The 11,711-nt window shown below is 36.1% G+C and carries 12 protein-coding genes, 1 pseudogene and 2 riboswitches; of the genes and pseudogenes, 2 read left to right on the forward strand and 11 right to left on the reverse strand.

Going from position 1 to position 11,711, the window contains the following annotated elements; translation table 11 throughout:
* The 3 genes from AC11ZT_RS13430 to AC11ZT_RS13440 form a co-directional block, all read right to left on the reverse strand.
* Positions 1-1,325 (reverse strand): peptide MFS transporter (locus AC11ZT_RS13430; protein WP_484060085.1); only part of this gene is annotated, 1,325 nt, incomplete at its 3' end.
* A gap of 238 nt (positions 1,326-1,563) precedes the next feature.
* A complete protein-coding gene (locus tag AC11ZT_RS13435; protein WP_484060086.1) occupies positions 1,564-2,091 on the reverse strand; it encodes an acyl-CoA thioesterase in 528 nt (175 codons plus the stop codon).
* A 116-nt stretch (positions 2,092-2,207) separates the two neighbouring features.
* On the reverse strand, positions 2,208-3,032 hold the full coding sequence (locus tag AC11ZT_RS13440; protein ID WP_484060087.1) for an AlbA family DNA-binding domain-containing protein: 825 nt from the start codon (positions 3,030-3,032) through the stop codon (positions 2,208-2,210).
* Between the two features lie 194 nt (positions 3,033-3,226).
* Positions 3,227-3,336: riboswitch (SAM riboswitch) on the forward strand.
* Positions 3,337-3,436: 100 nt separating this feature from the next.
* A riboswitch (SAM riboswitch) is annotated at positions 3,437-3,553 on the forward strand.
* An 88-nt stretch (positions 3,554-3,641) separates the two neighbouring features.
* Between AC11ZT_RS13440 and AC11ZT_RS13445 the strand changes: the two genes are divergently transcribed.
* Complete coding sequence (locus AC11ZT_RS13445) at positions 3,642-4,931, forward strand: homocysteine synthase (protein WP_484060088.1); 1,290 nt, start codon at positions 3,642-3,644, stop codon at positions 4,929-4,931.
* 362 nt (positions 4,932-5,293) lie between these two features.
* Positions 5,294-6,151 carry an alpha-helical endospore appendage domain-containing protein gene (locus tag AC11ZT_RS13450; protein WP_484060089.1) on the forward strand — a complete coding sequence of 286 codons (858 nt, stop codon included), beginning with the start codon at positions 5,294-5,296 and terminating at the stop codon, positions 6,149-6,151.
* 151 nt (positions 6,152-6,302) lie between these two features.
* Here AC11ZT_RS13450 and AC11ZT_RS13455 read toward each other — a convergent pair whose 3' ends face one another.
* The 8 genes and pseudogenes from AC11ZT_RS13455 to AC11ZT_RS13490 all read right to left on the reverse strand — a co-directional run.
* Positions 6,303-6,806, reverse strand: a complete 504-nt coding sequence (locus AC11ZT_RS13455; RefSeq protein ID WP_484060090.1) for a hypothetical protein — start codon at positions 6,804-6,806, stop codon at positions 6,303-6,305.
* 33 nt (positions 6,807-6,839) lie between these two features.
* Complete coding sequence (locus tag AC11ZT_RS13460; RefSeq protein ID WP_484060091.1) at positions 6,840-7,163, reverse strand: alpha-helical endospore appendage domain-containing protein; 324 nt, start codon at positions 7,161-7,163, stop codon at positions 6,840-6,842.
* A gap of 214 nt (positions 7,164-7,377) precedes the next feature.
* Complete coding sequence (locus tag AC11ZT_RS13465; RefSeq protein WP_484060092.1) at positions 7,378-7,701, reverse strand: alpha-helical endospore appendage domain-containing protein; 324 nt, start codon at positions 7,699-7,701, stop codon at positions 7,378-7,380.
* Positions 7,702-8,046: 345 nt separating this feature from the next.
* A complete protein-coding gene (locus AC11ZT_RS13470; protein ID WP_484060093.1) occupies positions 8,047-8,373 on the reverse strand; it encodes an alpha-helical endospore appendage domain-containing protein in 327 nt (108 codons plus the stop codon).
* A gap of 83 nt (positions 8,374-8,456) precedes the next feature.
* Complete coding sequence (locus AC11ZT_RS13475; protein WP_484060094.1) at positions 8,457-9,659, reverse strand: glycosyltransferase; 1,203 nt, start codon at positions 9,657-9,659, stop codon at positions 8,457-8,459.
* Positions 9,660-10,163: 504 nt separating this feature from the next.
* A complete protein-coding gene (locus AC11ZT_RS13480; protein ID WP_484060095.1) occupies positions 10,164-10,298 on the reverse strand; it encodes a hypothetical protein in 135 nt (44 codons plus the stop codon).
* The gene (locus tag AC11ZT_RS13485; protein ID WP_484060096.1) at positions 10,285-11,034 is read right to left on the reverse strand and encodes an alpha-helical endospore appendage domain-containing protein; all 750 of its coding nucleotides are present in this window, start codon (positions 11,032-11,034) and stop codon (positions 10,285-10,287) included. Before AC11ZT_RS13485 ends, AC11ZT_RS13480 begins: the two co-directional genes overlap by 14 nt.
* A 393-nt stretch (positions 11,035-11,427) precedes the next feature.
* A pseudogene (locus AC11ZT_RS13490) lies at positions 11,428-11,711 on the reverse strand (glycosyl transferase); the annotation flags it as partial.

Consider the following 11,711-nt stretch of genomic DNA (forward strand, 5'->3'; position numbering starts at 1 on the left):
AACCATAGGCTCATCATTTGTGCTGAGAATGCTTCTGGTGCTAGTTTAGTTGTAGCGGATAGTCCTACTGGTGATAGGCATAATTCTCCGATTACGACAATGAAATAGCTTAGTACGAGCCATAATGGGTTTACGAGTGATTGTGTGCCTCCAAGCATGGCTGGAACGAGAATGACAACGTAGGACAAACCAGCAAATAATAATCCTAGTGAGAATTTTTGTGCGATGGTTGGTTGTTTGTCACCTAGTTTGACCCATAAATATCCAACTACTGGAGCAAATACTACGATGAACAATGGATTTAATGATTGGAACCAGGCAGGGGAAATGTGGATTCCTGCAAAATCCAATTGTGTTTTCGTATCGGCGAAATTTGCTAGAATGGTTGAACCTTGTTCTTCAATAGACCAGAACATGACAGCTGCCAGAAAGAGCGGAATGTAGGCGATAATGCGTGAGCGCTCTTCTGTTGTCGTTTTTGGACTGCGATACATTGTAATGAAATAAAGAGCTGGAATCACGAATCCTAAGATAGCGACAAGATTAATAAACGATTTAATCGTTAACGTTCCAGTTTGGATTGCGATGATAAGTAAGATAGCTAGAATAACAATAGCAGAACCAAATTGTATGATTACTTTTTTTCTTTCCTTCGCTGAAAGCGGGTTTGGAATAACTGTGCCGGCTAGTCCAAGATTCTGTTTTTTTGTGAAAATAAAGACTAGTAATGCGAGGAACATACCAATAGCGGCAATTCCAAAGCCAAGATGGAAATTATAACTTAGCCCAACCGTTCCGACAACGAGCGGTGAGAAGAAGGCGCCAAGGTTAATGGCCATGTAAAAAATACTAAATCCTGCATCTCTGCGGGCGTCTTTAATATCATACATTTCTCCTAATGTTGTAGAAATGTTTGGTTTTAATAACCCCGTACCTAGAACAATTAACACCATTGAAACAAAGAACATCGCCATGCTTCCAGGTATTGCTAAAGCGATATGACCAAACATGATTAAGATGGCGCCGTAAAATACCGATTTTGATGCGCCGAATAAACGATCAGATAACCAGCCGCCGATAATTCCTGACATGTATACGAGAGAGCCATATACAGATGCAATAGCAATCGCGGTCTGTTGGTCAATCCCTAATCCACCTTTTGAGACTTCATAGTACATATAGTATACAAGAAGAGCTTTCATTCCATAATAAGAAAATCTCTCCCAAAATTCTGTGAAAAAGAGTGTAAATAGTCCCTTAGGATGTCCAAAAAAACCATGTTGAGGGACACTTTCCACAATTTTCTGTTTATTTATAGCTGACATAATACAATTCCTCCTTGAAAACAATATTACTATACTAATCTGATAGTTGAAACTTGTCAATCAAATTAATGCTATTCCTGTTATATGTAGATAAAATTTAAAATAACTAATAATTATAAATAAATAAAATTTTCTTAATATAAAAATATAAGTAAGCTATTTATATAAAAATAATTTTTCAGTTAAAATAAAACAAAAAAAATAGACCATCATGAAATGGTCTATTCCGAACTATGTTTTAAAAAATATTATTCAATGTAATATTTATATTCCCATTTATAAATTCAGCTAAACTTTTACTATGCTGTCTGTTTTCTATTCTTCTTGTAGCTCGTTCTATTGCAGTTTTGTGCAAGAATTTTTCTTCATTCGTTTCAGGAATGACGGCTGCTACTTCAGTTGGTTTTCCGTCTTTTCCGATTGCAACGAAAGTAAGGAAGCTTGTTGCTGCAATTTTATGTTCGCCTGTCAGTAAGTTTTCAGCAGTAATTTTTACGAATACTTCCATAGAGGTTCTGCCTGTCCATGTTACATATGCTTCTAAGCAAACCGCATCGGCTTTTGTAATTGGATTTAAAAAGTCAACAGAGTCTGTGGATGCTGTAACCGTAAAATTTCTAGAATGTCTTGCAGCTGCTATAGAAGCAACGTCATCAATCATGTACATCAAGCGTCCTCCAAACAAGGTATCATTATTGTTCGTATCATTTGGAAAAACACGACTTGTTTTAATAGATTTACTTTCTTTGCAATATTTAGGTTCCAATTCATCTACACCTCTTTCTGATATATGTAATATTTGAAAATTATAACATTTTTAATAGTGATTGACAATTATTATGACGCTTGGCTAAAGCATCTGTATGGTTATATAACCAGCAATTAGTGTTTTCTCTTTTTTGTTGAAGGGTGCTCGATTTGAAAGTGATCCAGAAGTGTGTGAACGACTTTGGATACTTCAGCTATATGATTTGATAATGTATCAAGTTTCTCATTCGTATTGTGTGATACAGAAGTAGTATCATCTGAATGGTTACTCACATTTTCAGCAATAGACGAAATATCATTTAACTGACCGTGGACACGATGGCTAATGTCCTCTAAGTCTGCCCAAATCCCTTTCATATCTTGATCTATCTTTTCTTTAATGCTCTCAAGATTTTGGTTTAGGATGTTTACTTGTGCTTTTGTTTGTTGTAAATTATCATTTAACTCTTTCGTAGCGTTCTTAAAACGGTCAATAAACGCACTGCCTTGTAGCTCTAAGTACATATCTAGTAGTTTTTCCGGTGTAATCGGATTGTTTCTTCCGTCACCACGAATTTGATAGATTCCTTTGTTTGTACAATACGGTTTATAGGGGCCGCTCGGAATTTCGATTCGGTAAAATGGTTTATCAGTGTTTTCATTTTCTATAAATACTTCAACGCCCACAGGAGGGCGACATTCCCCTGCTTTTGAGAGGAGCGTTAGCTTTTCTTTATCGCCAATTGGACATCCATAGATTGAACCGTGCTGTTGCCCATTTGCATCTATTCCTTCATCGACGCCAACAAGAATCGTGCCTCCAACGGGAGAGTTTGCAAAGGCTACTAAATCTTCGGGTTTAATTCCCTTCATCTCTCGTTTAAAGTCAACATCGTAACCTTCTTCTTTACTTAATAAATGAATTGCTTTTTTACTTATAGATTGAGAATTGCCGGTCAATATAAATACCTCCTACGCGAGCGTCCTGCATTACCTATATGGTATCATATAGTTTTTTTGATAGGTATTAATGTCTGATTCATCAATAAAAAGCTTTATTTCTATTCTATAATTGAAAATTTAAACGTCAATGTTTCAAAAATATTTTGACATTTCTATTTTTTCAGTTTATAGTATATATCAATAACAGAATAAACTTATCCAGAGTGGCGGAGGGACTGGCCCGATGAAACCCGACAACCAGCATTTTTATAGAGTGTAGTGGTGTCAATTCCAGCGGATTGAAAAATCGGATAGATAAGGAACGATAGCAAATTTTAATGCAATTTCATTGCTTATTAAAGTTAATTATGCTGCTTTCCTTAAGGAAGGCAGCTTTTTATTTTCAAAAAAATTGAATTTATTTCTCATCAAGAGAGGTTGAGGGACTGGCCCAATGAAACCTCGGCAACCTTCAGGGATATTTTTCTGAAAAGGTGCTAATTCCATCGCTTTGTATAGTAAGAAGCGAAAGATGAGAGAGGGTAATCTTGCGTTTTTAGACCTCTTTCATCAGTTTTAATGAAAGAGGTCTTTTTGTATACAAATTAAATTAGAAAAGGGGATATTATGATGAGTGAAAGAAAATTAAGCTTTGAAACATTACAAGTACATGCAGGTCAGGTTGCGGATCCAACTACAGGATCACGTGCTGTTCCTATTTATCAAACGACTTCTTATGTGTTTAATGATGCCGATCATGCAGCGAATTTATTCCAATTAAAAGAACCAGGAAACGTGTATTCAAGAATCATGAACCCAACGCAAGATGTGTTTGAAAAGAGAGTTGCAGAGCTTGAAGGCGGCGTAGCTGGACTTGCCACTGCATCTGGAATGGCAGCTATCTACTATTCCATCCTAAATGTTGCGAGCGCAGGGGATGAAATCGTAGCGGCAAGTACGTTATACGGTGGTACATATGAATTATTTCATTCAACACTTAGAAAAAGCGGAATCAATGTAATCTTTGTTGACCCAGATGATCCAGAAAACTTCAGAAATGCGATCACAGATAAGACAAAAGCACTGTACGCAGAAACGATCGGAAATCCGAAAATCAACGTGTTAGATATCGAAGCAGTAGCAACTATTGCGCATGAAAATAAGATTCCTCTTATCATAGACAATACGTTTGCAACGCCTTACCTTACACGCCCAATTGAATTTGGTGCTGACGTTGTTGTTCATTCTGCAACAAAATTCATTGGTGGTCACGGAACAACAATTGGCGGAATTATCGTTGATGGCGGTACATTTGATTGGAGAGCAAGCGGTAAGTTTCCTGACTTTACAACACCAGATAAAAGCTACAATGGATTAATCTATGCAGATCTAGGTGCTCCGGCATATGCATTAAAGGCTAGAGTTCAATTGCTACGTAACACAGGTGCAGCACTAAGCCCGCAAAGTGCATTTAACTTCCTTCAAGGTTTAGAATCGTTGTCACTACGCGTTGAAAGACATGTTGCCAATGCGAGAAAGGTAGTTGAATTCTTGAGTAATCATCCGAACGTTGCATGGGTGAATTATCCGGAATTAGAAGGAAACCCATACAATGCATTAGCGAAAAAATATTTACCAAAAGGTGCAGGATCTATCTTTACATTTGGTATCAAAGGCGGAGCAGAAGCAGGAAAGAAATTTATTAATAGTGTTGAATTATTCTCACTCCTTGCAAATGTAGCGGATGCAAAATCGCTTGTTATTCACCCAGCAAGTACAACGCATGCAGAGCTTACGGAAGAAGAGCAAAAAGCTGCTGGTGTTACTCCTGATTTAATTCGTCTTTCCATTGGTGTGGAAGGTATCGACGATATTATTTACGATCTACAACAAGCACTTGAAAAAACAGTAGGGTAACAACTTATCTAGAGTGAGCGGCATCGGCCATTCATTACTTTAGAATACACCCTTGTGTAAAGCGTCCTCACGTTTGTGTGGACGTTTTTTTTCGTTTTCTAAAATGACTTGAAAAAAGGCAAATGAAAGGAGGTAAAATAAGAGGTCTAGTAATCTCTACGATAGTACTTAACAACATGTCTACATATTCTGTATATTTCCTACAGATACTGAATTATAGTAACTTGATTCATTTATCCCTTACATATAATTACGCATTGAATATAAATAGAAATGTACAAGTAATAATATACAAATACAAAATGGAAACCTATGTGTAGAATAAGATGACTCAACGGTTTCCTTGAAAGGAGATTAATATTTTGTCTTTTCCAAATATCCCTAGTGTTACGCCGACGATTTCCCTTTCGACTAAACAGACAATTCCGTTGCTTTTGGCTTCCATTGCTTTTGAGGAATTAGCTCTAGCTCACATCATGAATGCGGAAGCAGAGAAGCTTCAATTTGTTCTTGGAACATTAACTCCTCCTAAAACTCCATTTTCTCCAACAACTGTATCCATAGCTGATCTTCTTGATATTGATACAAGTGTTCAAAAAACTCTTCGTGATGTTATCAAGAAGGAAATGCTGCTGGAATTCAAATTTGAAAACGTCCTAGATCTTATCGGAACATTACCAACATGTACGCCGGCAACAGCTTCTTTTAGCAATAACGCATCAATTACAAATATCGACCTTAGCAATACTATCCCATACCCGTCAACGATTGATGTCACAGGGTTACAAGGTTCTATTGCTAAAGTGACAGTTACTATTAATGACTTCTTCGATCCTAATAATACTTCACCATCACAAGGTCATCTTACACTGTTAGTTGTCGCTCCTGACGGAACTGCAGTTCTTATCTTTGCGGAGGCAGGGAATAATAGTGGTAGTGGAGGTACTCCAAGCGCTACCTTTACAATTGACGATGATGCGGCAACTGTAATACCACAAAGTGGTCCAGTTCCTTCTGGTACGTTTAAACCAAGCGTCTATACTAACTTTAATTTAGATTCACCTGCACCACAAACAGCACCATATCCTACAACATTAAGCACATTTGTTGGTAAGGTTCCAAATGGTACATGGAGTCTTTTCGCATTTGATGAATTTGGCGGCCATGGAATGGAAATTCGTGGCGGTTGGGCATTAACGATTACTACTGCTTGTCTTTAGGTATTATCTTTAGAGAAAAAAGTTGCTCTAAAATGAAATAGGATAAAGCTCAGATTTAGTAGATCTGAGCTTATTGAATTCCTTAGGGCCCTGAACGGATAGTAAAAATAAATGGAACTTAAACAGTAACCAACTATTAAATTCTTTATCATTAAGATTTATTTACTAACCACACTTTAGAAGGGTCATTATTTTCCTTCCATTGATTAGGAGTCATAAAAAATTGTTTTCTTCTAGTTTCTAGATATAAAATACTTCCGATTGTTTCATCGATAATTTTGTAGTTCGGATGAACTTGTTTCAGTTTATTATTTATTTCACATAATAAATCCTTTGTCTTTAGGAGTCTCTCATCAAAATCCTCTTTGGAAATACGAGGCATTGCTTCTATTTGGGTATGAGGGCAAGTATGTTCGACAATATACAAAGTCTTTCTGAACAAAATCCCTTCTAAGTCCGCAATACGTTGTAGCATCGGAACAATATGAGCTTTAATGATTAATGCATCATCATTTTTACATGTATTTTTCGTATTATATTTAATGGCAATCAATTCATCATGTACAGAATGCAAATACTTGTAAACAGAACGCTCCATATGGAAGATTGACCTTAAGGAAGATACATAGTTTTTTTCATCAAATAGATAGAACAACACCTTCCCCCCTTTACTCAAAAGAATATTTTTTTATCTTGATGAGTGACATTCACAGCATAAACCATTTGGTATTAAGTCCAATACATTTTCAAACTTTTTTAATAATAGCCACTCTTTCATTAGGACGGTTTCAACAAATCTTGTTGCTTCTCTGTTGAATTGGAATATTTCACAGTTGGTGGGATCTGTTGGAAAATCCTTGCATTTTCCAACGAAAGCTTGCATTTTTTCAGCTTCAGCGTTCAAAAGATGTGATAAAGCAATTTCTTCTAATGCTATTGATTCCAATAAATCTATAACGATTTCGTTATGATCGGGGCGATGGGGCTCTGCGGGTATTGTTGGCATACTCATGGTATAGCACCCTCCTTTTTTCAATTTACTTTTTATTTTATGTTCATCGTTTTTTTTTTGTTACAAATGCCCTGTAAAAATATGAGCTTGTCTCAAATATCGAATATGTCAAAGTTATAATAATCCCAGAAACTTGTGACGATTAACGAGATGAAGTCGAAAGCAGAAATTTAATGATACATAGAGGGATATTCTTATTCTTGTTTAAGTAACTCTATTTACGCTGCTGCTGATCAATAAGCTCTAAAATATTTTCAAACTTGAATTGCAGTAACATTTCCTTTTTGATTACGTCCTGAAGAGTTTTTTGAACACTATTGTCTATTTCGAGCAGATTGGATACAGACACCACTGGAGGAGAAAGTTTGGTCTGCGTGTGTAATGTTCCGAGAACAAATTGAATCTTTTCTGCTTCCGCATTCATGATGTGAGCTAGAGCCAACTCTTCGGTGGCAATGGAAGATAAAAGTAACTGTATAGCTTGTGAAGTCGTAATCGAGATAGTTGGTGTTATATTAGGTATATTTGGAAAAGACATCGTATCACCTCATTTTTTATTTAGTACTGTTTTAGTTTATTTTCTCAGTACTAAAAGTGATACAATTATTTTCCAGTACAAATTTTATGCCCATAAATGTTGCTTAGTTCAACTGATATGAATCAAATAATCAACTTACTGTTTTAAACTATAGTTTATACAGGTATGTACAGAGTTTCCCTTGTTGATATTTCAGTGGGTATTAAAGAAACCCCCTGTTCATCAGTCATAATGTGGTGAACAGAAGGTAGGAAGTTTTTAGATAGTCAAATTTAACATCCAATAGATAGTGGCAAATAATATCTTAATAACAAGAGCTCTTGAAAATGAGATGACAGAAGTGTTTTAAGGTAATGGAGTGATCGATATCAATTCAAGGACATTGTCAAATTTAAACTGAAGTAGCATTTCCTTCTTGATAACATCACGAAGAGTTTTTTGAACACTTGTATCAATATCAAGAAGATCAGCTATGGATACAGTTGTTTGAGAGAATGTAGTTTTAGGAGGAGGTAATGTTCCGAGAACAAATTGAATCTTTTCTGCTTCCGCATTCATGATGTGGGCAAGGGCTAATTCTTCAAATGCAATGGATGCCAAAAGTAATGGAATAGTTTGTTCTGTTTTAAGGGTAATAGTTGGCGTAACACTAGGAATATTTGGGAAAGACATTATATCACCTCACTTTCTTTCAGTTTCAATTACATTATATTGACAATTCTTATAAACGGCACGGCTTGTATGCCTATTTTTTATCACTCATTATTTTTAGATATATTTATAGGTAATATTGTGGTAATTAGGGTTTCATCATCACAGTCATCTGCTAATTGTCCAAAGAGGTCTTGGTTGCGCATCTTCATCTTACGCAAAGCATCTATAGGAGAAACGAATGATCTTGATAGTCTAGCAGCCTGTGCATAGCATTTTGCAGCTGATTCGATCTGTCCCAATTGTTCGAGACAGCATCCTTTATAATACAAAGCTTGAAAGCTACCAACTCCTTTTAAGGTGAGGTATTGTAAATTATCTTCACCCATTTCGAGGCAATGATCAAACACTTCTATTGCTTCTTTGAACCATTCCTTGAAAAATAAGATTAACCCTTTATAAAAATGTAAATCTACATAATCTGGATAGAGCAACGTCACTTTTTCGATACTTGGCCATGCCCCGTCAATGCTCCCCGAACTAATTAATATAGCATACTTTAACCTATATAATAGAGAAGGAGGTGTGTTGAACTGTTTTAGAAAATCTAAAATGGCACGATTGATATAATCAAATGCCTTATCATATTGTTTTACACGGTAATATTCGCTTGCAATATGATAATGAATCCAAGGGTTTTGGTCTTTTTGTTCGAGTGAATCTTCTAGCATACTTAGATTACGTTCAAATTTCCGTTTACTTTTATTCACAGAATCCAAATACCCATAATGATATACTTTAATTGGTACTGTTTTGATTTCATTAACCTCTGACTCGGTAAGAACCTCCTTTACATTGAGCATTTCATGGATAGCGTACATAAATTTAAATCCTTTATGATTTTTGAAAAGTCGGGTGTGAGCCATATCGAACGTATTATTAGGATCTATATGGTCACCATAATAATTAACTAAGTGAATAGACAAAATATGGTCATGAGAATATAAAACATCACGCAGCTTATATACATCAGAAGGATCTATCTCCTCATCTGCATCCAACCACATTATCCAGTCTCCTGTTGCGCGTTCCAATCCATAGTTGCGGGCAGCTGAAAAACTTCCGTTCCAGGGAAACTCGTACACCACTGCTCCAAATGATTTGCAGATTTCAACAGTTCGGTCTGAAGACCCTGTGTCGACAATAATAATTTCATCTACTACTCCTTTTATACTATTTAAGCAGTTCCCTATATACTTTTCTTCATCTTTTACGATCATACACAACGAAAGACTTCCAAACTCCATTATTTCTTTCCTCCTTAAAATCATTAAAATCATTTCCTATAATATGAAGCTAACAAAGAGGAAGTGATTTTTTGGTAACTTACCCAATTTTCTTATGTAATATATGAATGAAATAAATCGTATTCACATATGGGGAGGATACTGTTGAAGACAGAAAAACTTAAAATAAACTGGGTTGGTTCTCAATTTGTCGGTCATAGTCTTTCGATTGTAAACAAGAATATTTGCAGGTATTTTAGCAAAGAATCTATCAATCTAAGAAAGAAGATACTTAAGACAGAAGTATCATTTCTCCCATCTTTTAATGAAAAAAAGGAATATTCTCCTTTTTCTGAACCTGACTTTACAATTGTTCATCAGTGGCCGCCCGATTGGTCGGTCCCAAAAAGCAGGCATTGGATTTGTTAGCCGCAAAGCAACATATTATTGTTTCGAAAAAATTACTAGATTGTCTAAAATTTCTTCATGAAACACAAAAAGCCCCCCAAGAACCTGAAGGGTAGTTCAAAACTGGCGGCGTTTTCCGCATCCGCATCCACCTTGTTCATTCATAGTTTGTCCAAAAAAGACAGCAATAAATGCTGTCTCTTCTAGTTTATTAAAGGCTATTTCCGATTGAATGCGGTCAACAAGTTCCAAAACTTAAGTTTGCCAATGGTACTGGGATTGTTGCAATCAGTACAGGTACCCCATTGTTGGTTAAGGTTAACATAACTGTACCATTATTATTAATTCTGATATTAAAACCAACCATTTCCGAAAATCCGTCAGATAATAGATTTGCCATACCAATAATGGTCACTCCTGTTGCGTCACATGCAATATTTGTAATGTCCGCTGCAGAAATATTAAGAACGACATTGATAGGGGCAGGTAAACCAGGAACAACCAATGTTAAAGTGAAGAATGAACCGTTTGCTGTACAATTAGGACAAATGCTGAAATTTAGTGATCCTCCTAAAGTGGTGAAAACCGACCCGTTCAACGCAATCGAGATAGGTTCTAATGCAATGGGACCACCTAAAATAGCAACACTACAACCACATGTTGGACCTCCTGTACTAGAAGCGATTAAATCCAGAACGTTTTCAAACTTGAACTCCAACAGCATTTCCTTCTTAATTACATCACGAAGAGTTTTTTGAACACTTGTATCAATATCAATAAGATTAGTTATGGATACAGTTGGTGGAGAAAGTGTAGTTTTAGGAGGAGGTAATGTTCCGAGAACAAATTGAATCTTTTCTGCTTCCGCATTCATGATGTGGGCAAGGGCTAATTCTTCAAATGCAATGGATGCCAAAAGCAATGGAATTGTCTGTTTAGTCGAAAGGGAAATCGTTGGCGTAACACTAGGAATATTTGGAAAAGACATTATATCACCTCATTTTCTTTCAGTTTCAATTACATTATATTGACAAGCCTTAAAAACGGCACGGCTTGTATACTATTTTTCTATAACTTTTAATTCTATTATGGAGAACCGATAGCCAATCTTCTAATAAGTAGAGTTTCATCACATTCCCATCAAGGTAACAAGAAATGAAGCAACGGCATTTGTTTTCGTTCATTATTGCGATTGCGCTATCAACAGGCTTGAAGTCTTCCATTCTTTCGCATATTGCTCTTCTCATTCTTGATAATTGTTTCCAATACATAGGAGAAAAGCTCTTGCGTAATACAAGTTAAATTTTGTAAGATTTAGTTCTCTTTCATAAATAAATTCACCCTTTCTGTCTATTAAGATGGACAGGAAGGGTGAATTAGCTTAACTTGATGGGGGTGGAATTTCTTCATCGAAATCTTTTGGTAATTCTCCGAAAATGTCTTGATGCTTTATCATCAGCTTACGAAGAGCGTCTACAGGAGGAACGAATGTTCTTGAAAGATTTGCGGCCATTGCATAAGACAGCGCAGCTGCCTGGATTTGTCCGAGCTTTTCAAGACAACATCCTTTATAATACAAAGCTTGAAAGCTGCCTAATCCCTTTAAGGTAAGATGATGTAAATTCTCTTCTCCCATTTCAAGGCAGTGTTCAAATGTCTTCAATG

The sequence above is a fragment of the Ectobacillus sp. genome, from assembly GCF_056992975.1.